16 protein-coding genes and 3 rRNA genes are annotated in these 24,793 nt (G+C 63.1%); 12 read left to right on the top strand and 7 right to left on the bottom strand.

Annotated elements, in window-relative coordinates:
- Positions 1–52 precede the first annotated feature (52 nt).
- Complete coding sequence (locus tag BJY26_RS17740) at positions 53–1,399, top strand: MFS transporter (protein ID WP_179429500.1); 1,347 nt, start codon at positions 53–55, stop codon at positions 1,397–1,399.
- A gap of 126 nt (positions 1,400–1,525) precedes the next feature.
- Here the strand turns inward: BJY26_RS17740 and BJY26_RS17735 are convergent, their stop codons facing one another.
- Genes BJY26_RS17735 through BJY26_RS17725 form a run of 3 tightly spaced genes read right to left on the bottom strand, consistent with a single transcriptional unit; the run spans position 1,526 to position 4,584 of the window.
- Positions 1,526–2,299, bottom strand: coding sequence for an enoyl-CoA hydratase (locus BJY26_RS17735; protein ID WP_179429499.1), 774 nt, complete (start codon positions 2,297–2,299; stop codon positions 1,526–1,528).
- Positions 2,296–3,417, bottom strand: coding sequence for an enoyl-CoA hydratase/isomerase family protein (locus BJY26_RS17730; RefSeq protein ID WP_237248906.1), 1,122 nt, complete (start codon positions 3,415–3,417; stop codon positions 2,296–2,298). Before BJY26_RS17730 ends, BJY26_RS17735 begins: the two co-directional genes overlap by 4 nt.
- Positions 3,418–4,584, bottom strand: coding sequence for an acyl-CoA dehydrogenase family protein (locus tag BJY26_RS17725; protein ID WP_179429498.1), 1,167 nt, complete (start codon positions 4,582–4,584; stop codon positions 3,418–3,420). It abuts the gene before it with no gap.
- A gap of 166 nt (positions 4,585–4,750) precedes the next feature.
- On the opposite strand from BJY26_RS17725, the gene BJY26_RS17720 reads away from it, so the two are divergent.
- Positions 4,751–8,029 carry an ATP-binding protein gene (locus tag BJY26_RS17720; protein ID WP_179429497.1) on the top strand — a complete coding sequence of 1,093 codons (3,279 nt, stop codon included), beginning with the start codon at positions 4,751–4,753 and terminating at the stop codon, positions 8,027–8,029.
- A 4-nt stretch (positions 8,030–8,033) separates the two neighbouring features.
- Here the strand turns inward: BJY26_RS17720 and BJY26_RS17715 are convergent, their stop codons facing one another.
- From BJY26_RS17715 to BJY26_RS17705, 3 genes are all read right to left on the bottom strand, one after another.
- Positions 8,034–8,879: an ABC transporter permease gene (locus BJY26_RS17715; RefSeq protein WP_179429496.1), complete on the bottom strand. Its 846-nt coding sequence runs from the start codon at positions 8,877–8,879 to the stop codon at positions 8,034–8,036.
- Positions 8,876–9,898, bottom strand: a complete 1,023-nt coding sequence (locus BJY26_RS17710; protein ID WP_179430054.1) for an ATP-binding cassette domain-containing protein — start codon at positions 9,896–9,898, stop codon at positions 8,876–8,878. The genes BJY26_RS17715 and BJY26_RS17710 overlap by 4 nt, the downstream gene beginning before the upstream one ends.
- A 203-nt stretch (positions 9,899–10,101) precedes the next feature.
- The gene (locus tag BJY26_RS17705) at positions 10,102–10,605 is read right to left on the bottom strand and encodes a MarR family winged helix-turn-helix transcriptional regulator (RefSeq protein WP_179429495.1); all 504 of its coding nucleotides are present in this window, start codon (positions 10,603–10,605) and stop codon (positions 10,102–10,104) included.
- 38 nt (positions 10,606–10,643) lie between these two features.
- Between BJY26_RS17705 and BJY26_RS17700 the strand changes: the two genes are divergently transcribed.
- The 7 genes from BJY26_RS17700 to nagB all read left to right on the top strand — a co-directional run bounded on the left by BJY26_RS17700 (position 10,644) and on the right by nagB (position 20,726).
- Complete coding sequence (locus BJY26_RS17700; RefSeq protein WP_237248907.1) at positions 10,644–11,447, top strand: SOS response-associated peptidase; 804 nt, start codon at positions 10,644–10,646, stop codon at positions 11,445–11,447.
- Positions 11,448–11,990: 543 nt separating this feature from the next.
- A 16S ribosomal RNA gene (locus BJY26_RS17695) occupies positions 11,991–13,529 on the top strand.
- Between the two features lie 450 nt (positions 13,530–13,979).
- Positions 13,980–17,154, top strand: a 23S ribosomal RNA gene (locus BJY26_RS17690).
- 120 nt (positions 17,155–17,274) lie between these two features.
- Positions 17,275–17,391, top strand: a 5S ribosomal RNA gene (rrf, locus tag BJY26_RS17685).
- Together the 16S, 23S and 5S rRNA genes form the textbook arrangement of a ribosomal RNA operon.
- Before the next feature lie 127 nt (positions 17,392–17,518).
- Positions 17,519–18,313: an ABC transporter ATP-binding protein gene (locus tag BJY26_RS17680; protein WP_179429494.1), complete on the top strand. Its 795-nt coding sequence runs from the start codon at positions 17,519–17,521 to the stop codon at positions 18,311–18,313.
- Positions 18,289–19,887: a transporter gene (locus BJY26_RS19265; RefSeq protein WP_179429493.1), complete on the top strand. Its 1,599-nt coding sequence runs from the start codon at positions 18,289–18,291 to the stop codon at positions 19,885–19,887. The genes BJY26_RS17680 and BJY26_RS19265 overlap by 25 nt, the downstream gene beginning before the upstream one ends.
- Before the next feature lie 56 nt (positions 19,888–19,943).
- Positions 19,944–20,726: a glucosamine-6-phosphate deaminase gene (nagB, locus tag BJY26_RS19260; RefSeq protein ID WP_179429492.1), complete on the top strand. Its 783-nt coding sequence runs from the start codon at positions 19,944–19,946 to the stop codon at positions 20,724–20,726.
- 2 nt (positions 20,727–20,728) lie between these two features.
- On the opposite strand, the gene BJY26_RS17665 is transcribed toward nagB, so the two are convergent.
- A complete protein-coding gene (locus tag BJY26_RS17665; protein WP_179429491.1) occupies positions 20,729–22,054 on the bottom strand; it encodes an MFS transporter in 1,326 nt (441 codons plus the stop codon).
- Positions 22,055–22,109: 55 nt separating this feature from the next.
- Here BJY26_RS17665 and BJY26_RS17660 point away from each other — a divergent pair, with 55 nt between their 5' ends.
- Genes BJY26_RS17660 through BJY26_RS17650 form a run of 3 tightly spaced genes read left to right on the top strand, consistent with a single transcriptional unit; the run spans position 22,110 to position 24,780 of the window.
- A complete protein-coding gene (locus BJY26_RS17660; protein WP_179429490.1) occupies positions 22,110–22,613 on the top strand; it encodes an ArsR/SmtB family transcription factor in 504 nt (167 codons plus the stop codon).
- 1 nt (position 22,614) lies between these two features.
- Positions 22,615–22,938, top strand: a complete 324-nt coding sequence (locus BJY26_RS17655) for a DUF3039 domain-containing protein (protein WP_372465395.1) — start codon at positions 22,615–22,617, stop codon at positions 22,936–22,938.
- A 30-nt stretch (positions 22,939–22,968) separates the two neighbouring features.
- On the top strand, positions 22,969–24,780 hold the full coding sequence (locus BJY26_RS17650) for a DEAD/DEAH box helicase (RefSeq protein ID WP_179429488.1): 1,812 nt from the start codon (positions 22,969–22,971) through the stop codon (positions 24,778–24,780).
- Positions 24,781–24,793: the final 13 nt, after the last annotated feature.

Genomic DNA, 24,793 nt, shown 5'->3' with positions numbered 1-24,793 from the left:
CTGGGGTTACGCTAATTCTGCTGAATCCCTTTGAAACGAAAGTGTGACAACGATGTCCAGTGCGGACGAATTCATTCCGGCAACGGTCGACCAAAAGAAGCAGGTTCGACGAGCGGCGGTTGCCAGCACGATCGGCACCACCGTCGAGTGGTACGACTACTTCCTCTACGGCACTGCCGCGGCACTAGTCTTCCCTCATCTGTTCTTTCCCAATTCCTCGGCGTACATCGGAACAATCGAATCGTTCGCCACCTACTTCGTCGGGTTCCTGGCGCGCCCGGTGGGCGCAGCCATCTTCGGCCACTGGGGTGACCGGATAGGCCGTAAGGTCATGCTCATCGTGACGCTGCTCATGATGGGCATCTCCACCGCTCTCATCGGCGTGCTCCCCGGATCGGGAACGTGGGGCGATGCCGCACCGTTGATCTTGATCCTGCTCCGACTGCTGCAAGGCATCGCCGTCGGTGGCGAATGGAGCGGATCGGTGCTGCTTTCGATGGAATGGGGCAATCAAAAGAAGCGCGGGCTGATGGGCAGTTGGCCCCAGCTCGGTGTGGCTATCGGGCTCATTCTCTCCACCGCGCTGATGGCGATCTTCAACGGCATCATGGGGTCGGACGCCTTTATCTCGTGGGGCTGGCGCATCCCGTTCCTGCTCAGCCTCGTTCTTGTCGGCATCGGCCTCTATATTCGTCTGAAGATCTTGGAAACTCCGATGTTCGCCAAGGTCGTCAAGACCAAGGAGACGCAGGCCGCCCCGCTGCTGCAGGTCATCAAGCGCTTCCCCAAGGAGATCATCCTCTCGGCGCTGCTGCGTATGTCCGAGCAAATGCCGTTTTACGTGGTCACCGCGTTCGTCTTGTCGTACATGACGAACAAGGAGCACGGTTACTCGTACAACTTCGTGTTGATCGGTACGCTGATCGCCGCCGGCGTCGAGTTCATCCTGGTTCCGGTATTCGGCAGCCTGTCCGACACGATCGGGCGGAAGAAGATCTACATGTGGGGCGCGTCGATCATGGGCGTGTGGGGGTTCATCTACTTCGCCCTGCTTGACAGCGGCGTCGGCTGGCTCGCGTTCATCGCAGTGTGTCTGGGCCTGATACCGCATGCCATGCAATACGGGCCGCAGGCCTCGATCATCGCCGAGAGCTTCCCAACGAACCTGCGGTACACGGGTGCCGGGCTCGGGTACCAGCTGTCGTCGATCATCGCCGGGGGCCCTGCGGCGTTGATCGCCACCTGGTTGATTCACACCTTCGGTACCGGCTACGCCGTCTCCGTGTACATCCTGGTGTCGGCGATCATCACGCTCATTGCGTTGAAGCTTTTGAAGGACCGTTCGCGCAGCGACATTTCGGACGAGGCGACATACGCGCCCAAGAAACAAGCCGGCTAAGGTCCGCGCGTAAAACGCGGTGTGGCGTCGGGAACGCCCCGTTCTAACGGGGCGTTCCCGACGCCACACCGCGTTTTACCGTGAGGGCGGCACGGAGCGGAAGCCGAGCGGTGCGCGCCCGATCGGCTAGGAGTCGGTGAAGTTCGGCTTGCGCTTTTCGGCGAACGCCGCCATGCCCTCGGACTGATCGTGCGTGGCGAACGTTGCGTGAAAGACCCGCCGTTCGAACAGGATTCCCTCCGAAAGCGACGTTTCAAAGGAGCGGTTGATCGATTCCTTGACCATCATGGTGGCGGGCGTCGACATGCCTGCCACTTCGGTGGCGATCTTCTTGGTCTCGTCGAGCAGTTCGTCGGCTGGAATGATCCGGGAGACCAGGCCGGCCCGTTCGGCTTCCTCGGCGTCGATGGTTCGTCCGGTCAGGCACATGTCCATGGCCTTGGCCTTGCCCACGGCCCGAGTCAGCCGCTGCGAACCGCCCATTCCCGGCAGTACGCCCAGCTTGATCTCGGGCTGGCCGAATTTCGCGGTATCGGACGCCAAGAGGATGTCGCACATCATGGCCAATTCGCAGCCGCCTCCGAGTGCAAAGCCGGAGACCGCCGCGATAATCGGTTTGCGCACTCGCTTGACGGCGTCCCAGCCGGCAAACCAGTCGCTGGCGTACGCCTCGGAAAAGGTGATGTCCTTCATTTCCTTGATGTCGGCGCCGGCGGCAAAGGCCTTTTCAGAGCCGGTGATCACGATGACTGAGACCGATGGATCGGCGTCCAGCTCGGCGAAAGCGGTGACGACCTCGTTCAGCGTCTGCAGATTGAGCGCATTGAGGGCTTTGGGTCGATCGAGCGTGACAAGCGCGTAGCCGGCCGGGTCGCGATCAACGCGGAGTGTTTCGGTCATGAGAGCACTGACTCCTTTACGTGGGTGTCGAGAATCGACGCGACCTGGTCGGCACTGACGTCGTCCAATGCGGCGGGCGACCAGCGCGGATTTCGGTCCTTGTCGACGACCTGTGCGCGAATGCCTTCGACCAGATCGGGCCTGCCGGTCAGCGCGGAAGACACGCGGAATTCCTGTTCGATGGCAGCGCGCAGCGAGCGGCCTCGCGCCGCGCGCAATTCGGCAAACGTCACCTTGACTGAGGTGGGGGACTTCGCCCGGATCGCGGACGCCGCATCGGCTGCGTCGGGATGGGAGTGCGCGTCGAGCCGCCGAAGAATGTCTTCGACGCTCGAGGCGGAATAGCACTCGTCGATCCACTCGCGGTCGCCGGCGAGAGCGGCGGCTGGTGGATCGGTTGCCATTTCTGCGGCGACGGCGACTGCCCGCGCCGGATCGGCGGCCACGGCATCGATGAATGCCGGTACGTCGTCGGAGTGAATGAAATGGTCGGCAAAGCCGCACGCGATGGCGTCGCCCGGGCCCATGACGCCGGCCGTGAGAGCCAGATGCGTACCGATCTCGCCGGGCGTTCGCGCCAGTAAATACGTGCCGCCGACATCCGGGGCGAACCCGATTCCCGTCTCCGGCATGCCGATCTTCGACCGTTCGGTGACAACGCGGACACTGCCGTGCGCGGAGACGCCGACGCCGCCGCCCATCGTGATGCCGTCCATCAGTGCGATGTACGGCTTCGGGAATTCGGCGATCCTGACGTTCATCCGGTACTCGTGGCGCCAGAATCCGATCGATGCCGATCCGGCCGCCTTCACATCCTCGTAAATGGCGCGGATGTCGCCGCCCGCGCACAGGCCGCGCTCGCCGGCGCCGTCGATCAGCACGGCATGGACGTCGTCATCGGTCGCCCAGTCGTCGAGTGCGGACGCGATGTCCATGATCATGGGCTCGGTGAGCGCATTGATGGCCCGCGGCCGGTTCAAGGTCAGCCGTGCCAAGCCGCCGGTCACGCCGTGCAGGAGTTCGTCACCGGCCCGTCGCCCGGGCTCACGCGCGGCCGTGCCGTGTTCGCGGTGATGATCGGCTGAGGGGGACTCGGCGGCTCCGGTCGATGACGTCAATTAGTTCACTCCAGTCGATTTGCGGGAGATGATCACGCGCATGATTTCGTTACTGCCTTCGAGAATCTGATGCACGCGCAGATCCCGCACGATTTTCTCGATACCGTACTCCGTCAGGTAACCGTATCCGCCGTGCAACTGCAAAGCCTCGTTGGCCACGTCGAAGCCGGCATCGGTGGCCGTCAACTTGGCCATGGCCACGAGTTCGGTCGCGCGCGGGTCGCCGGCGTCCACGGCTCCGGCCGCTCGCCATAGCAACGACCGGGCCGTCTCGAGGCGGGTCTGCATATCAGCGATGCGAAAGCGCAGCGCTTGGAAGTCGCGCAGTTCCGACCCGAACGCCATCCGCTCGGACGTGTAGTCGATAGTTTTCTCCAAGGCAGCTTGCGCGCCGCCGATCGAGCAAGCGCCGATATTCAGCCGCCCGCCGTTCAGGCCGGACATGGCGATCTTGAACCCTTGCCCTTCGGAACCGAGCATATTGGCCGCCGGCACCCGCACGTTTTCCAAGATGACCTGCCGGGTCGGCTGCGCACGCCACCCCATCTTGTGCTCATTGGCGCCGAACGACAGCCCGTCGGTGTCGCGTTCGATGATGAACGCGCTGATGCCGCGCGCGCCGTCCTGCCCGGTGCGGGCCATCACCAGATAAATGTCCGTCTCACCGGCACCCGAGATGAACTGCTTGACGCCGTTGAGCACGTAGTCGTCGCCGTCGCGGCGTGCGGACGTCTTGAGCGCGGCGGCATCCGACCCCGCGCCCGGCTCCGTCAGGCAATAGCTGCCGAGCATGTCCATCGAGCCGAGCCGATCGAGCCAGGCGGCGCGCTGCGCGTCGTCGCCGTACTTGTCGACCATCCAGGCGACCATATTGTGGATCGAGATGTATGCCGCGACTGCCGGGTCGCCGGTGGCGAGCGCTTCGAAGATGACTGCCGCGTCCGAGCGGGTCAGCCCGGAGCCGCCGTGGTCCTCCGGCACGTAGATCGCTCCCATGCCGAGTTCGGCGGCCTTGCGGAGCGTGTCCACCGGAAACGTGTGGTCCCGGTCCCAGTCGAGGGCGAAGGGGGCGAGCTGTTCGTCCGCGAAATCCCGGGTCATCGCGGACAGTTCCTGCTGGTCCTTGGTGAGCCCGAACGTCAGCGGCGACGCCGAGTGCATGGCCATGGCACATCCTTTGTCTGGTTATCGGTCGGCGACGCCCGGCGGGGCGCGGCCGCGCGGCACGTACGCAAAGCGGGCGACGCGGTTTCTTCTCCCTCCAGCATAAGTAGGACGTCCAAGTATTTCAAAGGGGATGCCGCCGCATGCCGATTCCACTAGAGTTGCCAGCGTGCCCGAATACGAACCTCCGCGCCTGGTGATTCTCCGGCCGGTGCTCGTCGAAGGCCGTGACGGCACACTGATCGAACCCGCCGGACGGCGCGCGAAGTCGCTTTTGGTCGCCCTTGCCCTGGCTCGTGGCCGCGTGGTGTCGCGCTCCAGCCTGGCCCGGGACATCTGGGACGGCGAGGAGCCCAGCAAAGCAGCACTGCATACGCTTGTCTCCCGTACCCGGAACGTCTGCGCGGACGGCGTGCTTGTGACGCATCCGAGCGGGTACCGGCTCGGCATCGACGACGGGGCGATCGATGTCTTTCAATATCGGGCACTGGTCGACAAGGCGGACGGCACCGCGGCGGCCGGGGAATTCGGGCATGCACTGCGGCTGCTCGCCGAAGCCGGACGCCTCTTGGGCACGGGCGAACTCGACGAGGGGCTCACGGATGTCCTGAAAAGCGACATCGACGCCGCCATCCAAGCGTCACGGAAATATGCGACGAGCTTGGAACTGACGTGCCTGCTCGAGACCGGCGCCTTCGACGCGGCCGAGCAATTGGCCGCCTCGATCATCGAAGGAGCCCGGTTCGACGAGACGGCGCAAGCCGCCTACTTGCGCGCCCTGCACGGCGCAGGTCGGACCGCGGCGGCGCTTGAGCATTACCGGCTGCTCGATCGTGCCATGCGCGACGAACTGGGCTTGGCGCCGTCGAACGACCTCGCCGCCGTCCAGCGCATGTTGCTGGCCGACGACGTGCCGCGGCAGCCGGGCCCCGCCGCATCGTCGATGGTGGGAGTGCGCAGTGAGCCGACCGCGCTGATCGGCCGCGATGGCGATATTGACGCCGTGAACCGGCTGCTGTCCTCGGTGCGCCTGACGACGATCTTGGGCGTCGGCGGGCTCGGGAAGACGCGGCTGGCCCATGAGATCGGGTTGCGGGCGCATGCTGCCGGAACGCCGCGCGTCGTGTTGATCGCGCTGGCCAGCGTGCGGACGGACGAGGATGTCGTGTCGGCCTTCGCTGCGGCGCTCGGAATCCGCGAGTCGACGATGACCAAACGGCTGGCACAACCGGCCGTGCTCTCCGATCTCGGCAGCAGGCTGGCCGACCGGCTACGAGAGCAGCGCACCCTTTTGATCATTGACAACTGCGAGCACGTCTCGGATGCGGTCGCCCGGCTGACGGCGGATTTTCTCGGCGCCGTCGCGGATCTGACGGTGTTGGCTACGTCGCGCTCGCCGTTGGGCATCGCCGGCGAACACGTCTACCAGCTCGGCACGCTCGGGTACGGACCCGATGAAGGATCACCGGCCACCCGGCTGTTTCGTGAGCGCGCGCTTGCCGCACGTCCCACGGTGAAGTTGGACGACGCGCCGGTGGAGCGGTTGTGCGCTCGCCTGGACGGCCTCCCGCTGGCCATCGAGCTGGCCGCCGTGAAGGTGCGCGCGATGAGCGTGGAGGACATCGAACGCCGCCTCGACAGGCGCTTTTCGCTCTTGACCGGATCCGACGTCTCGGCGCCGGCGCGACACCGCACGCTGCTGGCGGTGATCGATTGGAGCTGGAACCTGCTCACGGATGCGCAAAAGAGCGTGATGCGGCGCCTGGCACGGTTCCCGGCCGGGTTCTCGGCCGACGCGGCCCGCGCGGTGGCGGCATTGGACGACGCGATCGACGTCGACGCCGCGCTGGACGCATTGGTGAACCAGTCGTTGCTGAGCTTGACCGAAAGCGTCGACGGGGTACGTTTCCGGATGCTTGAAACCGTGCGTGAATTCGGCGAGATGGCGCTCGGCGACGCCGGCGAGGATCTCGCCGTCCAAAACGCCATGATCGACTGGGGCGCGGGGTTCGCATTGGCGACGGCGGGCGGCGGCCTGACGGCACGGCAGCTCGAAAGCAGCAGGCGCATGCAGATGGAGGACGACAATCTCGTGACAATCTTGCGCTGGGCGCAGGAGGCCGAGGATGTCGACGCCGTAGTGTGCATCGGGGCAGCTCTCGTCGGATTTTGGATGCAGCGCGGATCCCACACGGACGTGGCGTCTCTCGCCGGCGACTTGTTGGCCGGGACGTCGAGATATACGCCGAAAGCCGAGAGCGTGGATGCGGCCATCATGATGGCCGCAATCTCCGGCACCGTGTCATTGCTCTTTGGCGGCTTTCGGGATCTTGCCCGGGCGCGGCTGCTGATCCGACGCTGCCTGACGTCCGATCTGCCGATCACGGCGCACGCTCGTGCGATGGGCGAGCTGGTGGAGACCATCCCGGACGGTGCGCGGCTCAGTGCCAAGCTTGCCCTGCTACGGGGCGCGGCGGACGTCGAAACTCGCGGGTTGGCGAACATTCTCTCGGCCCACGGAGCCGAGAACGAAGGGGCGATGGACGACGCGCTGACGTACGCGCTCGAGTCACACCGGCTCGCGGCTCGAACCGAGAACCTGTGGCTGCAAGCAATGTCCGCGCAAACGCTCGCCGAACTCTACAGCCAGGGCGCACGCCCTGCCGACGCCTTGACGAGCTCGGCCGAGGCCGTCGACATCCTGCGGCTCTTCCACGCGGACTCGGACGTGCTGCAACAACGTTGGCTGCAGGCCATGAGCATGATCGCGATCGGCGACATCGACGGCGGTGTCGGGGTCGTGGACGAAATAGTGGCATCCAGCGGCGACCATGACGGCGATACGTCCGGTGGTACCGGCATGCTCGCCGCCACCACCATCGCCGAAGCCGAGCTCGCGCGCGGGCACATTGCGGAGGGACTGGCGGAGTACCGACAGGCCGCCGGTCAGGCTGCTCCGCCGCGCAACTCGATGTGGTGGCCGATCATGGCGGCGTCGGCGATCACGGCTCACGTCCTTTACGACTCGGACGACCAAGAGTACTTGGCCGGATATGTGCGCAGATTCCGGTCCCGCACTCGCGCCGTCAGGCGCCTGATGCCCGGTTATGTCGACAAACCGGCCAGCGGCATGGTGCTCCTTGCCATCGGGGCTTGGCTGGCGTCGCCTCCGGCGGGGAATTATCTGGCCGGTGCCGGCTTTGACGCAGCTGCGATCGACCGGATCGCGTCGATCGGCATCGAACTCGTCATCGTGGCCGGGCGAATGCACGCCCGCCAGGACTCGCCGTCCATGAACCACGCCAGGCATTTCGCCAAGCTCGAAGCCGATCACGGCGTCGAACGAGTTTCCGCGATGTATCGGCGACACGAGGGGACGGCACCGAACGACGCCGTCCAGCGGGCCGACGAACTGCTCGCCGACCCGCTGCTGTATCCGATCCGCTGACCGATCAGACCTTGCGCATATACGCGCGAACGGCCAAGGGCGCGAAGAACGCCACGACGGCGGCCGCGCCGACCAGCGCCCACACCACATTGATGTCGAACTGGCCGTTGCCCGCAATGCTCCGGACGGCAGACACGAGATGCGACACCGGGTTGAACCGCACGAAAGCCTGCAGCCATCCGGGAAGCGAACTCGCCGGGACGAACGCGTTGGACAAGAACGTCAGCGGGAACATCACCATCATGGAGATGCCTTGCACGCTCGACGCCGTGCGGGCTACGACTCCGAAGAACGCCCAGATCCAGCTCAGGGCCCACGCGCACGCGATCACCAGCAGACCCGCGACTATGACAAACCCGATACCGCCGTCGGGCCGATAACCCAAGACGTACCCGGTGACGAACGTCAACGTGGTGGCGATGGCGTACCGGAGGGTGTCGGCGAGCAGCGCACCGGCAAGCGGTGCGATACGAGCGATCGGCAGGGACTTGAATCTGTCGAATACGCCCTTGTCCATGTCCTCGCGGAGCTGCACGCCGGTGACGACCGACGTCGTGATGACGGTTTGGACGAGAATGCCCGGAATGACGATGGGCAGATAGCTCGAGATATCGCCCGAGATGGCGCCGCCGAAGATGTACGTGAACATCAAGGTGAAAAGGATCGGCTGGAGCGTCACGTCGAAGAGCTGTTCGGGAGTGCGGCGGACCTTGAGCAGCCCGCGCCAAGCCATCGACAGCGAATTTCGAACGGTCTGTGCCACGCTCACGCGGTTGTCGGGCGCGGTCGGGAACGACTGCGCCGATCCGGGCGGTGCGGATGGTGCGGGGGTGGGAATCACAGTCGTCATGAGGCGACCTCCATATCTTCGTCTGTTGGTTCGTCAGCGGCCGCGTGTCCGGTCAAGGTCAGGAAGACCTCGTCGAGACTGGGCTTCTGGACGGAGAGCTGGGCGACCGCGATGCCGCGATCGCGGAGAGCGACAAGCAAGTCGGCGACCTTTCCGGCATCCTGAAGGGGAGCGGTCAGGGCCCCGGCCTCGGGCGACAGTGCGGCGGGAACGGCCAGTACGTTTTCAAGCAGGTCGGCGGCGGCGGGCAGCATGGCCGGTTCGGTGAGCCGGAGCTGCAGCGAGGAGACGCCGACCGATTCCTTCAACATGTCGGGGGTGCCTTCGGCCACCACCGTGCCTTTGTCGATGACCGCGACCCGGTCGGCCAGCTGGTCGGCTTCGTCGAGCATTTGCGTGGTCAACAGCACTGTCGAGCCGGTGGCGACGAGTCGGCGGATCGTGTCCCACATTTGCGCTCTCGTGCGCGGGTCGAGTCCGGTCGTGGGCTCGTCCAGGAAGATCAGCGGCGGCTGGCTGATCAGGCTCGCGGCAAGATCGAGGCGCCGGCGCATGCCGCCCGAGAACTTCCCCAGCGGCCGCTTGGCCGCTGCCGTGAGTCCGAACTCGTCGAGCAGTGACGCTGACTTGCGGCGGGCCTCGGCCCGCGAGAGCCCGAGCAAACGCGAGAACAAGACGAGGTTCTCGGTGGCGCTGAGCGTTTCGTCGACCGACGCATACTGGCCGGTAACGCCGATCAGGGACCGGACGACGTGCGCCTCGCCCACAACGTCATGGCCAAAGATCCGGGCGTCGCCGGCGTCCGGTCGCAAAAGCGTGGCAAGCATTCGGATGGTCGTGGTCTTGCCGGCGCCGTTGGGGCCGAGGACCCCGTAGACGGTTCCGGCTTGAACGCGCAGGTCGACGCCGTCAACGGCGCGGAACGCGCCGAAGTCCTTGGTGAGGCCGCGCGCCTCGATGGCGAGGGTCTGTCCGGGCTGGGTCTGTCCGGGTTGGGCCTGTCCGGGTTGACTCAGCATGTCCGGGCCGGACGGCGATTGGGTGTCGAGCATGAACCGGCTCCTTTCGATTGGTAAGCGGGTGCGACATCACCAACCGTGAGGGCTTCGGCTTACGGCGCGCTGACGGAGGACTTACCGGCACTGACAGCCGACCGTGCCGGCGGCGGTCGTCGCCGACAGTCAGCGGCAAAGAACCGCCACATCACCGGAGTGATAGGGCGTTACAGGTCACTCTCCGGGGCCCGGCGCAGCTCGGCGAGCAGCTTCAAGACCATGTCGAGGTCACCCTTGGGCAGGCCGGGGGAGGCGAACACCTCGGAATTGAGGCCGTTCGTCGCGCGCTCGGCGAGCTCACTGCCGGCGTCGGTGATCTCCACCAGAGTCGTGCGGCCGTCGCGCGGGTGCTGGCGGCGCCGCACCAAGCCCGCCTTCTCGAGCCTGTCGACTCCGTTCGTGATCGAAGTGGGATGCACCTGCAACCGCTCACTCACGCGGGACATGGGCAGGGCACCGGTGCGGGAGAACGTCAACAGCATGAGCAGTTCATAACGGGCAAACGTGACGCCGAGCGGGCGCAATACCGCGTCGACCCGGGCCAGCATGATCTGATGGGCGCGCATGAGCGACGTCACGAGGGTCATCCCGTCCGCGACGTCTTCCCAGCCGTGCGCAATCCATTGCCGCCGGGACTCATCGATCGGGTCGCGGTGATGCGGGGCGGTCATAAGGGGCCTTTCGAAAGTCGTTATGACGAAATTACCGCATGAGCGTCGAATTCCCCGCCGGCGCATGGCACGCTTGGCCTATGTGCGGCCGAATGAACTTGAGCCTCAACGTCGATGATTTGATCGCTGAACTGGACTGCGCCGTCGCCCCGGCTCGTCGGCTTGCGCCCTCGTGGAACGTGCCGCCGACCAGTGAGCTGTACATCGTGGCCGATCGGAAACCATCCGGCGCGAAAGCAGACGCCGAGGACGACGGCGTCACGCGTCGGCTGGAAATCGCCCGGTGGGGCCTGGTGCCGGGATGGGCTAAGGACCCGTCGGTCGGAGCAAGGATGTTCAACGCGCGCAGCGAGACAATTGCCGAAAAGCCGGCGTACCGGGCGGCGTTCGCCAAGCGCCGCTGCGTCATCCCGGCCGCCGGCTACTACGAGTGGCAGAAAATATCCGGCGCGAAAAAGAAACAGCCGTACTTCATCCACGCGCGTGCAGACGAGCCGTTGCTGTTCGCCGGCGTCTTCGAATTTTGGAAGGACCGCTCCAAGCCCGACGACGATCCGGACCGGTGGCTCGTCAGCGCCAGCGTCGTCACCGCGGCTGCCGAGAAGGGGCTTGCGGAAATTCACGACCGCATGCCGGTAGTGATGATGCGCGACGATGTCGACGAATGGTTGGACCCCGGCTGCGGCACGGACGCCGCAGGGGATCTATTGGGCCGTCAGATCGCCGCCGAGCCGGACCGCTTGACGTGGCACCCGGTGAGCGCGGATGTGGGCAGCGTCGCAGTGAACAGGCCCGACTTGGCCGACCCGGTAGCAGTCGAGCCACCGGGGCCGGCGGGCTAGTCGGGGCCGGCATTACGCGGGGTGACGGTGTGCCGGCAAAGCGCATGATGCGCGTCCCGGAGCCCGATTTGCATCCACGTCGATCGGGCCGGTAATGTCTTTCGAGTTGCCCCGATGACGGCGCACCGGCAGAACCGTTTCACACGGGCCGGGCGAGAAGAATCAGGGTCGACGGCCTACTTTTGACCGGGAACCAGGCGCTTTGCAAGAAGCCGGAACGTGGTGCTAAAGTAGGAAAGCCCTCAAGGGAAAAACCGGTTGGACTCGCCGAGAGCAAGTTTGGCACGGAGGCCCAAGAGTGGTAAGTTAGAGAGGTTGCCTCGACGGAAATCCTCACGGATGAAAGTCGATGTGTGTCTGTTCTTTGAGAACTCAATAGTGTGTTTTGTTTGATGTTGTGTTGCCAAATTTTTTTGGTGTCTGCATTGGCTGGCTTTTTGTTGGTTGGTGTGGGTGCTGTTTTGGTGAAAACATTTTTGATGATTGACGGATAAGTTTTCGTTGGTTGTTTGTTTTTGCTGGGATGTTTGAATTTTTCGTTTTTTTACGGAGAGTTTGATCCTGGCTCAGGACGAACGCTGGCGGCGTGCTTAACACATGCAAGTCGAACGATGATCTCCAAGCTTGCTTGGGGGGATTAGTGGCGAACGGGTGAGTAACACGTGAGTAATCTGCCCTTCACTTCGGGATAAGCCTTGGAAACGGGGTCTAATACCGGATGTTCACTTTCTGCCGCATGGTGGGGGGTGGAAAGATTTTTTTCGGTGAGGGATGGGCTCGCGGCCTATCAGCTTGTTGGTGGGGTAATGGCCTACCAAGGCGGCGACGGGTAGCCGGCCTGAGAGGGTGACCGGTCACACTGGGACTGAGACACGGCCCAGACTCCTACGGGAGGCAGCAGTGGGGAATATTGCACAATGGGCGCAAGCCTGATGCAGCGACGCCGCGTGAGGGATGACGGCCTTCGGGTTGTAAACCTCTTTCAGTAGGGAAGAAGCCTCATTTTTGGGGTGACGGTACTTGCAGAAGAAGCACCGGCTAACTACGTGCCAGCAGCCGCGGTAATACGTAGGGTGCAAGCGTTGTCCGGAATTATTGGGCGTAAAGAGCTCGTAGGTGGTTTGTCGCGTCTGCTGTGAAATCTAGCCGCTTAACGGTTAGCGTGCAGTGGGTACGGGCAGACTAGAGTGCAGTAGGGGAGTCTGGAATTCCTGGTGTAGCGGTGAAATGCGCAGATATCAGGAGGAACACCGGTGGCGAAGGCGGGACTCTGGGCTGTTACTGACGCTGAGGAGCGAAAGCATGGGGAGCGAACAGGATTAGATACCCTGGTAGTCCATGCCGTAAACGTTGGGCACTAGGTGTGGGCCGCATTCCACGTGGTCTGTGCCGCAGCTAACGCATTAAGTGCCCCGCCTGGGGAGTACGGCCGCAAGGCTAAAACTCAAAGGAATTGACGGGGGCCCGCACAAGCGGCGGAGCATGCGGATTAATTCGACGCAACGCGAAGAACCTTACCAAGGCTTGACATACACCGGAAGACTGCAGAGATGTAGTTGCCCTTTGTGGCTGGTGTACAGGTGGTGCATGGTTGTCGTCAGCTCGTGTCGTGAGATGTTGGGTTAAGTCCCGCAACGAGCGCAACCCTCGTTCTATGTTGCCAGCACGTGATGGTGGGAACTCATAGGAGACTGCCGGGGTCAACTCGGAGGAAGGTGGGGATGACGTCAAATCATCATGCCCTTTATGTCTTGGGCTTCACGCATGCTACAATGGCCGGTACAAAGGGTGGCGATACCGTGAGGTGGAGCGAATCCCAGAAAGCCGGTCTCAGTTCGGATCGTAGTCTGCAACTCGACTACGTGAAGTCGGAGTCGCTAGTAATCGCAGATCAGCAATGCTGCGGTGAATACGTTCCCGGGCCTTGTACACACCGCCCGTCAAGTCACGAAAGTCGGTAACACCCGAAGCCGGTGGCCCAACCCCCTTGTGGGGAGGGAATCGTCGAAGGTGGGACTGGCGATTGGGACTAAGTCGTAACAAGGTAGCCGTACCGGAAGGTGCGGCTGGATCACCTCCTTTCTAAGGAGCATCACTATTGAAGTGGCCATGGCTCGTGCCGAGTGTGTGCGGGGGTGGTTTGCTCATGGGTGGAACAACACAATCGTCGGATTCCTCACGTTGGGGGCCGGCGCCTACGAACTCTAGTACGCCGATGATTAGTTTGCCGTGATGGTGGATTGGTTGTCTGGTTGGAACGGCATGGTGGGTGCGGGTCTGGTTGAGGGGTTATCGAATAAGACACACTATTGGGGTTCTGGGAGAACAGGCGACTGTTTTTTCCTGGTGACGGGCCACCTGTCGGATGTCCAGTGTTTTTCGCTGGTTGGTCGGGGTGGGGTTGTTTGTGGTTTGAGAACTGTATAGTGGACGCGAGCATCTTTTGAAGAAAAGTGTGCACGCAAATGGTGGGGGCTGCTTCGTGTAGTTTCCTGTTTTTGTGTGTGCGTTAATATTTTTCTTTGTTTTTGTGGTCAAGTTTTTAAGAGCATACGGTGGATGCCTTGGCATCAGGAGCCGAAGAAGGACGTAGGAACCTGCGATAATCCTCGGGGAGTTGGTAACCGAACGGTGATCCGAGGGTGTCCGAATGGGGAAACCCCGCCAGAGCGCGTGCGTGTCTGGTGACCATCGCCTGAATGTATAGGGCGTGTGGGGGGAACGTGGGGAAGTGAAACATCTCAGTACCCACAGGAAGAGAAAACAAGAGTGATTCCGGGAGTAGTGGCGAGCGAAACTGGATGAGTCTAAACCGTGTCCCGTGTAAGCCGGTAGGCGTTGCGGGTGCGGGGTTGTGGGACCGCGTGGCTAGTTCTACCGGGCTGGCGAAGTGATAGTGATGCGGATAGTCGAAGCGTTTGGAAAGGCGTACCGGAGCGGGTGATAGTCCCGTAGGCGAAATCTGTGTCCTGCTTTTGCGTGGTATCCCGAGTAGCACGGGACTCGTGTAATCCCGTGTGAATCTGCCAGGACCACCTGGTAAGACTGAATACTCCCTGATGACCGATAGCGGACAAGTACCGTGAGGGAAAGGTGAAAAGTACCCCGGGAGGGGAGTGAAATAGTACCTGAAACCGTGTGCTTACAATCCGTCAGAGCCTGGGCAGTCCTTGAGTGGGCTGGTGGGTGATGGCGTGCCTTTTGAAGAATGAGCCTGCGAGTTAGCGGTGCGTGGCGAGGTTAACCCGTGTGGGGTAGCCGTAGCGAAAGCGAGTCCGAAGAGGGCGCCCGAGTCGCGTGTCCTAGACCCGAAGCGGAGTGATCTAGCCATGGCCAGGGTGAAGCGACGGTAAGACGTCGTGGAGGCCCGAACCCACTTCAGTTGAAAATGGAGGGGATGAGCTGTGGTTAGGGGTGAAAGGCCAATCAAACTCCGTGATAGCTGGTTCTCCCCGAAATGCATTTAGGTGCAGCGTCATGTGTTTCTTTCCGGAGGTAGAGCTACTGGATGGCTAATGGGCCCAACAAGGTTACTGACGTCAGCCAAACTCCGAATGCCGGGAAGTGTAAGCATGGCAGTGAGACGGTGGGGGATAAGCTTCATCGTCGAGAGGGAAACAGCCCAGACCACCAACTAAGGCCCCTAAGCGTGTGCTAAGTGGAAAAGGATGTGGAGTTGCGAAGACAACCAGGAGGTTGGCTTAGAAGCAGCCATCCTTGAAAGAGTGCGTAATAGCTCACTGGTCAAGTGATTCCGCGCCGACAATGTAGCGGGGCTCAAGTACACCGCCGAAGTTGTGGCATTCACGCATGACCCTAGCGTTTTCCTGCGGGAGAGTGTTCAGGGGTGTGGATGGGTAGGGGAGCGTCGTGTGGGCAGTGAAGCTGCGGTGGAAACCAGTGGTGGAGCCTATACGAGTGAGAATGCAGGCATGAGTAGCGAAAGACGGGTGAGAAACCCGTCCGCCGAATGACCAAGGGTTCCAGGGCTAGGCTAATCCGCCCTGGGTAAGTCGGGACCTAAGGCGAGGCCGACAGGCGTAGTCGATGGGCAACGGGTTGATATTCCCGTACCGGCGAAGAACCGTCCATATCGAATCCGGTGATACTAACCATCTGAAGCATCCATCAACCCGTGCACTTGTGTACGGGAGTGGGTGTGGAGCGTGGGACCTGAACCGGTAGTAGGTAAACGTATTAACGGGTGTGACGCAGGAGGGTAGCTTCCGCGTGCCGATGGTTGTGCACGTCTAAGCGTGTAGGGAGACGTTCAGGTAAATCCGGGCGTCGGGTCTTTGGTGACCGGTCCTGAGACGTGATGGTGACCGCCTTTGTGGCGGGAAGTGAGTGATCCCATGCTGCCGAGAAAAGCATCGACGTGAGGTTCTAGCCGCTCGTACCCTAAACCGACACAGGTGGTCAGGTAGAGAATACTAAGGCGATCGAGAGAATCGTGGTTAAGGAACTCGGCAAAATGCCCCCGTAACTTCGGGATAAGGGGGGCCAAGCGCGTGATATCGGACTTGCTCCGTGAGCGCGTGTTGGCCGCAGAGACCAGGGAGAAGCGACTGTTTACTAAAAACACAGGTCCGTGCGAAGTCGTAAGACGAGGTATACGGACTGACGCCTGCCCGGTGCTGGAAGGTTAAGAGGACCTGTTAGCCGGCTTTTGGCCGGCGAAGCGGAGAATTTAAGCCCCAGTAAACGGCGGTGGTAACTATAACCATCCTAAGGTAGCGAAATTCCTTGTCGGGTAAGTTCCGACCTGCACGAATGGCGTAACGACTTCTCTACTGTCTCAACCACGAACTCGGCGAAATTGCAATACGAGTAAAGATGCTCGTTACGCGCAGCAGGACGGAAAGACCCCGTGACCTTTACTACAGCTTGGTATTGGTGTTCGGTGCGGCTTGTGTAGGATAGGTGGGAGACTATGAGGCCGGCACGCTAGTGTTGGTGGAGTCATCGTTGAAATACCACTCTGGTCGTTCTGGATACCTTAACTTCGGACCCTGATCGGGTCCAGGGACAGTGCCTGGTGGGTAGTTTAACTGGGGCGGTTGCCTCCTAAAGAGTAACGGAGGCGCCCAAAGGTTCCCTCAGCCTGGTTGGCAATCAGGTGTCGAGTGTAAGTGCACAAGGGAGCTTGACTGTGAGACGGACGTGTCGAGCAGGAGCGAAAGCTGGGACTAGTGACCCGGCCGTGGATTGTGGAATCGCGGTCGCTCAACGGATAAAAGGTACCACGGGGATAACAGGCTGATCTTGCCCAAGAGTCCATATCGACGGCATGGTTTGGCACCTCGATGTCGGCTCGTCGCATCCTGGGGCTGGAGTCGGTCCCAAGGGTTGGGCTGTTCGCCCATTAAAGCGGTACGCGAGCTGGGTTTAGAACGTCGTGAGACAGTTCGGTCCCTATCCGCTGCGCGCGGAGGAAATTTGAGAAGGTCTGTCCTTAGTACGAGAGGACCGGGACGGACGAACCTCTGGTGTGCCAGTTGTCCTGCCAAGGGCACGGCTGGTTGGCTACGTTCGGAAAGGATAACCGCTGAAAGCATCTAAGCGGGAAGCCTGCTTCAAGATGAGATTTCCAGACACCCTCGTGGTGTGAGAGGCTCCCTATAGACGATGGGGTTGATAGGCCAGGCGTGGAAGCACAGTAATGTGTGCAAGCTGACTGGTACTAATAAGCCGATAACTTACCCACAAAACACTATTTCTTCTGAAATACAAGAAATGACGCGTCCACTATACGGTTCCCGAAACACAACCAACTATCCACTACCACAACAAGTGAATACGTGAGAGTTGATCGTTTCGATACAGTTACGGCGGCCATAGCGGTAGGGAAACGCCCGGTCCCATTCCGAACCCGGAAGCTAAGCCTACCAGCGCCGATGGTACTGCATGGGGGACCATGTGGGAGAGTAGGACACCGCCGAACACCCATTACGGGCAATGCCCCGGACCTTAAGGTCCGGGGCATTACTCAATTTGCCGCCCGGACGGCTTCCGACTCGCAGGGCTCGCTCCAGCAACGGAGCGAGCCTTGTTTCGGTACGGTGGTAATCATGACGGATCATTCCCCACCGCCGGAATATGCCCAGGCCGCGGTTTCTCTTCGCGGCCTCAGCAAGTTCTACAGCGGCAAACCCGCTGCCAACAACGTCTGGCTCGACGTGCCGGCCGGCTCGTACTACGGGCTCGTCGGCCCGAACGGCGCCGGCAAGACCACGACGCTGTCCATGGCCACGGGGCTGTTGCGCCCGGACTCCGGCACTGCTCACGTCCTCGGCCACGATGTATGGGCAGACCCGGTCGGGGCCAAACGACGGCTCGGGATTTTGCCCGACGGCGTCAGACTATTCGAGCGTTTGACCGGGGCCCAGCTGATCACTTACGCCGGTTTGCTGCGCGGCATGCCCCCGGACGTCGTCGACGCACGCTGCACAGACCTGTTGCGCGCCCTGGGACTCAAGGAGGCCGCCGGCAAGCTCGTCGCCGACTACTCGGCCGGCATGACCAAGAAGGTGGCCTTGGCGAGCGCCCTGGTGCACGCTCCGCGGGTCCTCGTGCTCGATGAACCGTTCGAAGCAGTCGACCCCGTTTCCGCCAAAAATATCCGTCAGATACTGGATGGCTTCGTCGGATCCGGCGGCACAGTCATTTTGTCGTCGCACGTGATGGACCTCGTCGAACGGACCTGCGATCACGTGGCAATAGTCATCGACGGGACCATCCAAGCAGCCGGCACCGTGGACGACGTCCGCGCCGGCGGCACGCTTGAAGACCGTTTCGTCGCGATGGCCGGCGGGCGCTCCGACAACGGCGAGGGGTTGCAATGGTTGCGCACCTCGTCCGACTGAAGCTGCAGCTGCTCAAAGGCTCCCTGCGCGGGCGCACCGGGCGCATAATCGTCCTGATCATCGGGGCGCTCTACGGGTTGATGATCGTCGGTTTCGGCGTTGTCGGTCTCGTTGCGCTGCGGCTCTTCGGCAACCCCGAGGTCTCTCGGATCGTGCTGGTCTGCGGCGGTTCGCTCGCGGTGCTCGGGTGGCTCCTGCTACCGCTTTTCGCATTTGGGATCGACGAGACACTGGACCCGCTGCGGTTTCAAACTTTCGCCATCCCCATGAAACGGCTCGTGACCGGCCTGTTCGCGGCGTCTTTTGTATCCGTCCCGGCCGCGGCGACGACGCTGTTGCTGCTGGTCACGACGGTCACCTGGTCGTATTCGGTGCCGGCAGTGCTCGTTGCCGTGATCGGGGCCCTGCTCGGCGCCGGAACCTGCGTGGCGGTTTCGCGCGCCGCGACGTCGGCCGTGTCCTCCGCCTTGGCCAGCCGCCGGTGGCGCGACGTGCTGTCCATCATCGGGCTCGTGGCCGTCGTGGCATTCGGTCCGGTCGTGAACCTGGTGACGCAGCACCGGATGTCCATCGACGACGGCCCGTTGACCGGGGTGGCTACCGTTCTGGGCTGGACGCCGCTCGGCTTCGCGTTCGCGGCGCCGGCGGACGCCGCAACCGGGCACCTGCCGCTTGCGATCCTTCGTCTTGTTTTGGCGGCCGCCACGCTCGGCTTGCTGCTGTTGGCCTGGACGTCGGCGCTGAAGCGCACCCTCGAGCGGGGCCCGACCCATCGTCAAGTCTCCACCGGTCTGTCCAGCGGACTCGGCTGGTTCTCCACATTGCCGGGGACGCCGTCCGGTGCCATTGCCGCGCGCACGGTCACGTACTGGCGCCGCGACCCGCGCTATTTCGGGTCGATCGCAATGCTCGTGCTGCTGCCGCTGATCGTCGTTGTCTATTCGCTCGTCGTTTCCGACTCCGGGACGGTCGCGTCCGGCGCCTATTTGGCTGTCGCTCCGATCGTCGCCTACATGATCGGTTGGGGCGTGCATTCGGACGTGTCGATGGACAACACGGCCTTTGCGCTGCACGTCTCGTCCGGCGTGAGCGGCCGCGCCGACCGGATCGGGCGCCTGGCGCCGTGGCTCGTCGTCGGCCTGCCCGTCGTCGTGATCTATGCCGTCGCGGCGTCCGGACTGACGGGCAGATGGGACCTGTTGCCGGCCACCATCGGGTTGAGCGCGTGCTTGCTCGGCGCCGGGCTCGGCCTGTCGGCGGTCACGAGCGTGACGATTCCCTATCCGTCTCCGGGGCCGGGGGACAGCCCGTTTCGCACTCCTCCCGGAGCGACGGGAATCACCATGCTCGTACAATTCGCGACCCTGGCAGCGGTTGTCGTGCTGTCGCTTCCGATCCTCGTCACAGCCCTCATTGCGATGTTCGCGGCTCCGGGGATCGGGTGGATCGTGCTGCCGGCGGGAGTCGTGCTCGGCGGCGTGTACCTGGTCGTGGGAGTGCGCCTGGGCGCGTCCACGTTCGATCGGCGCGCCCCGGACATCCTGGCCCGAATTCACGGGTTCGCCTCCAGCTAGACTGTCCGTGCGGCCGGGAACGCCGGTGCGCCGCCGACGAACTGCATGGAGACAACGTGGAAGTAATTATTCTGTCCGATCCGGGCCGAATTGCGGGGTTGGTCGCGGACGCCGTCGAACGCCGCGTGCGCGCCACGCCGTCCTCGGTGCTGGGCCTTGCTACCGGCTCGTCGCCGCTGAAGATCTATGAAGAACTGATCCGCCGGCACCGGCAATCCGGCTTGTCATTTGCCGACGCCCACGCGTTCTTGCTCGACGAATACATTGGCATCCCGCGCAGCCACGACCAGTCGTACTATTCGGTGATCCGCCGCGAATTCACCAACCACATCGACATTCCCGCCGAGCGCGTCCATTCACCCAACGGCGAATCGGACGATATTGCCGGCGAAGGAGCACGGTACGACGAATCGATTCGCGCAGCCGGCGGAATCGACATTCAACTGCTCGGCATCGGTACGGACGGGCACATCGGCTTCAACGAGCCCGCCTCGTCATTGCGCTCGCGCACCAGGGTGAAGACCCTCACCGAGCAGACCCGCGAGGACAACGCCCGCTTCTTTCCCTCGATGTCCGACGTGCCCCGGCACGTGCTGACGCAGGGCCTCGGCACGATCTCGGAGTCGCGGCAAGCAGTCCTTGTCGCGACGGGGGCCGCCAAGGCCGAGGCCGTCGCCGCGGCAGTCGAGGGGCCGGTCTCGGCAATCTGCCCGGCGTCCGTGCTTCAACTGCACGAGCATGCGGCAGTCATCGTCGACGAGGCGGCCGGTTCGGCACTCGAACTCGCCGACTACTACAAGCACACGTACGCCAACCGGCCGAAGTGGCAGGAGCTGTAACGCTAGGGCGCGGACGGCGCGTCGTCGCCGGTATCGACGTCCGACTCGGCAATGCCCTCGACGCCGGCGGCGCCCGATTCGCCCGTCGGCAACGTCGCCATTTGCCGTAACCGTGAGAAGAAGATCGGCAGGAACGAGAACGCGGCGCCGATCGCGCCCACGAACAATGCCGTCCGGACGCCGAAATGCTCGCCGATGAGTGCGCCCGCGAACGACCCCAACGGCATGGTTCCCCAGACGACGAACCGGATCGTCGCATTCATCCGTCCCAGCAAATGCGGCGGGCACAGGCTCTGCCGGAAGCTGACCTGCGTGATGTTGTACACGACTATCGCGACATCCATGACGAGGAACGCCGCCGCAAACAGCCAAATCGTCCAGTCGGCTTGGATGAACGGGGCGACGAACAGCATCAGCCCCGAGACCGCCGTGCTGATCCAGAGGGTCGGACCCTGGCCGATCGCTTTGCCGAGCGGCTGGGTCAGCGCGACGCCGATCAAGCCGCCGATTGAGCCGAACATGAACACGATGCCGATGATTGACGCATGAAGTCCGAGGGTGCGCGCCAAGAACACCATCATGACGGCGAATCCGATCGATGAGAAGAAGTTCGAAATCCCCGTCGTCATGGTGATGGCGCGCAGCAGCGGATGGCGGAAGACGAACCCCAAGCCCTCCCCGATGTCGTGAACGAGAGTTTGCCGGTTTGTCGGGTCGTGTGCGGGCTGGCGGGCTTTGATCCGCCACACCCAGAACGCCGACCACAGGTAGCCGAACGACGACGCCCAGAGGGCCCCGACAGGTCTCAGCCAGCCGATGATGAAGCCGCCGACGCCGGGCCCGGCCACGCGTGCGACCGATTGGCTGGCCTGCAGCTTGGAATTGCCCTCGACCAAGTTGTCGTGCGGCACGAGCCCGGGCAGATAGCTTTGGTAGCTCACATCGAAGAACACGGTAGCCATACCGAAGATCACCGCGACTGCGTACAGATGCCACAGCGTCAGCACATCGAACAAGTGGGCGACCGGCAGCGACAAGAGCAAACCGAACCGGACCAGATCGGCAGTGATCATGACGTGGCGTTGAATGAGCCGATCGATCCACGCGCCCGCCGGCAGCCCGATCACCAGGAATGCCAAGTTCTGCAAAGTCTCCAGCATGCCGACTTCGAACGTCGAGGCCTGCAGCGACGTCACGGCCAACAACGGGATTGCCAAAGACGTGATTTGAGCGCCGAACTGGCTCAGAGTGTCGCCGGTCCACAAGCGGATGAAGTCCGCATGATGCCATAGCGGGCCGAACCGGATGCGGGGCGCTCGCAATGACATGATTGCGAGTATGCTCCGTGCAATTGAGAAAAGTCAATCATTTATAGTCGAGGGTATGAACCGTGGCGAGGAGGAAGCGAAAGCGTTGGCGTCGTCGGTTCGCCTGCGCATCCTGCGGATCTGTTTGCACGATTCGCACACGAACAAGGAGATCGCCGACGTGCTCGGACTCAACCCGGGCACGACGCTGCATCACGTGCGCAAGCTTGTCGACAACGGGTATCTGCGGGCCGAACCGCCCAGGCTGGGCGCCCGGCGCTCCACCGAGTACCCGTATCGAGCCACCGGCAAATCCTGGAGCCACCGCGGCCCGAAACCGACGCGATCGTCGACGCTCATCTTGGACACGTTTCTCGACGAGATCGAACAGCTGGACGCCGACAGCCTCCAGTCGATCCGACTGGGCCTCAAACTCGGACCGGCCGGCCGCGAGGAATTCCGCTCGCGACTGCACGAACTTCTCGATGAGTTCGCGTCCCGCGCGCCCGAGCCGGACGGCGAAGCGTGGTCGATCTATATCGGCATGCACCCGGATGAATCAAACCATCCGGGCGTCTAGAATGGGTGCCATGACTGAATCTCCGACGAACCCGGGTGCACCGGCCGATCCGTTCAGCGCCCCGGCGACCGGCGGCGCCGCCACTATCGAGCGGACCGAAGAACGGCAAACGGTCGAGCCCGGCGATCACGAACGCTTTTCGCACTACGCGCCGAAGGACAAGATCATGGAGGCCATGGTGACCGGCAGCCCGGTCATCGCCCTCTGCGGCAAGGTCTGGGTGCCCAGTCGCGATCCGCAGAAGTTCCCGATCTGCCCGGCGTGCAAGGAGATTTACGAAGGGATGCCTCCCGGCAAGGGCGACAAGAACAACAACGACGAATAACGCCGGCCCTTCGCACCAGGAAAGAACAGTTTGAGCAACTCCACCGCGCCATTTTCCGCCGAGACCGAGTCGGCCCCCGTCGTCGGAACGTCGGCGGCAGAGAACCTTCCTCCCGCATTTCCCGAACGCGCAGCATGGGGTACGGCCAGCAAGCTCCGCGCTTGGCAGGCCGAGGCACTCACGCGGTATTTCGCCGACGAACCCCGCGACTTCCTGGCCGTCGCAACGCCGGGCGCCGGTAAGACTACCTTCGCGCTCCGGCTGGCGTCCGAGCTGTTGGCGCGCCACACCGTCGAACGCGTGACGGTGGTGGCGCCGACCGAGCACCTCAAACGGCAGTGGGCGGACGCGGCCGCGCGCGTGAACATCCGGCTCGACCCGAACTTCAAGAACAGCGACGGCCGGCACGGCAAACACTTCCACGGCGTCGCCGTCACCTACGCGCAGGTGGCCAGTAAACCGGCTCTGCACCGGGCGCGCACCGAAGCCGGCCGCACCCTCGTCATTCTCGACGAAGTGCATCACGGCGGCGACGCGCTCAGCTGGGGCGACGGAATCCGGGAAGCATTCGAGCCGGCGACCCGGCGCCTGTCGCTCACCGGCACTCCGTTCCGATCGGACACTGCCGCAATCCCGTTCGTTGAATACGTGCCGGACGACGAGGGCATCCGCACGTCGACCGCCGACTACAACTACGGTTACGGGCGCGCGCTCGAGGACGGCGTCGTCCGTCCCGTCATCTTCATGGCGTACTCGGGCGAAATGCGATGGCGCACCAAAGTCGGCGACGAGATGACTGCTCGGCTCGGCGAAGCCACGACGAAGGACATCACGGCCGGTGCCTGGCGCACGGCGCTGGACCCGAAGGGCGAGTGGATCCCCTCGGTGCTGGCGGCAGCCGACCGCCGGTTGACGGAGGTACGGCGCGGAGTTCCGGACGCCGGCGGGCTGGTCATTGCTACCGATCAGGAAACCGCGCGCGCATACGCGAAGATTTTGCGGGAGATCACCGGCGAGGCCGCCACTCTCGTGCTGTCTGATGAAAAGGCGGCAAGCGACCGGATCGAGAAGTTCACCGAATCCGACCGTCGATGGATGGTCGCGGTACGCATGGTCTCGGAGGGCGTGGACGTGCCGCGGTTGTCGGTCGGGGTCTATGCGACGTCCACCTCGACGCCGTTGTTCTTTGCCCAGGCCGTCGGGCGTTTCGTCCGCGCTCGAAAACGCGGTGAAAACGCGTCAATCTTCCTGCCGAGCGTGCCGTTACTGCTGGCCATGGCCGGGCAGCTCGAACTCGAACGCGACCATGCGCTCGACAAGCCGGCCGCGGACGAGGACTTCTTCGAAGAAGACGCCGCACTTGCCGAGGCCAATCGAGAGGAGCGGGCGTCCGCCACGCAGGAGGCCCTGCCGTTCGAGACCCTCGATGCGCAGGCGTCGTTCGACAAGGTGCTGTTCGACGGCGGCGAATTCGGCGCCGGCGGCGCCGTGGGCAGCGATGACGAGCAGGACTATCTGGGCATCCCCGGTCTGCTCGAACCCGAGCAGGTGACCGAGCTGTTACGGGCCAGGCAGGCCGAGCAGGTCTCAAAGCGCGCCAAGAAGAAGCCGGCCCCCGAGCCGGAAGAGGATACGGTCGCCATCCACCGGGCCTTGAAGGAACAGCGCTCGCAACTGCAATCGCTCGTGTCGGCCTGGGCGCGGCGTTCCGGCCAGCCGCACGGCGTCATCCACTCGGATTTGCGGCGCCTGTGCGGCGGGCCGGCCGTGGCCCAGGCCAGCGTGGACGAGGTGCAGCGTCGGATCGACAGGCTGCGCGGCTGGTTTGTCGGCAAGAAGTAGCAGCCCGTACTTC

It is taken from the genome of Spelaeicoccus albus, from assembly GCF_013409065.1.
GTDB lineage: Bacteria > Actinomycetota > Actinomycetes > Actinomycetales > Brevibacteriaceae > Spelaeicoccus > Spelaeicoccus albus.
The sequence above is the reverse complement of the archived record's forward strand: the minus strand, read 5'-3'. Positions and strand labels throughout refer to the sequence as shown.

Coding starts and splice junctions, on each gene's coding strand:
- BJY26_RS17680 (WP_179429494.1), top strand. CDS start 17,519: ATGACGGATCATTCCCCACCGCCGGAATATGCCCAGGCCGCGGTTTCT.
- BJY26_RS19265 (WP_179429493.1), top strand. CDS start 18,289: ATGGTTGCGCACCTCGTCCGACTGAAGCTGCAGCTGCTCAAAGGCTCC.
- BJY26_RS17700 (WP_237248907.1), top strand. CDS start 10,644: ATGAGCGTCGAATTCCCCGCCGGCGCATGGCACGCTTGGCCTATGTGC.
- BJY26_RS17705 (WP_179429495.1), bottom strand. CDS start 10,605: ATGACCGCCCCGCATCACCGCGACCCGATCGATGAGTCCCGGCGGCAA.
- BJY26_RS17655 (WP_372465395.1), top strand. CDS start 22,615: ATGGGTGCCATGACTGAATCTCCGACGAACCCGGGTGCACCGGCCGAT.
- BJY26_RS17710 (WP_179430054.1), bottom strand. CDS start 9,898: ATGCTGAGTCAACCCGGACAGGCCCAACCCGGACAGACCCAGCCCGGA.
- BJY26_RS17740 (WP_179429500.1), top strand. CDS start 53: ATGTCCAGTGCGGACGAATTCATTCCGGCAACGGTCGACCAAAAGAAG.
- BJY26_RS17735 (WP_179429499.1), bottom strand. CDS start 2,299: ATGACCGAAACACTCCGCGTTGATCGCGACCCGGCCGGCTACGCGCTT.
- BJY26_RS17660 (WP_179429490.1), top strand. CDS start 22,110: ATGAACCGTGGCGAGGAGGAAGCGAAAGCGTTGGCGTCGTCGGTTCGC.
- BJY26_RS17725 (WP_179429498.1), bottom strand. CDS start 4,584: ATGGCCATGCACTCGGCGTCGCCGCTGACGTTCGGGCTCACCAAGGAC.
- BJY26_RS17715 (WP_179429496.1), bottom strand. CDS start 8,879: ATGACGACTGTGATTCCCACCCCCGCACCATCCGCACCGCCCGGATCG.
- BJY26_RS17665 (WP_179429491.1), bottom strand. CDS start 22,054: ATGTCATTGCGAGCGCCCCGCATCCGGTTCGGCCCGCTATGGCATCAT.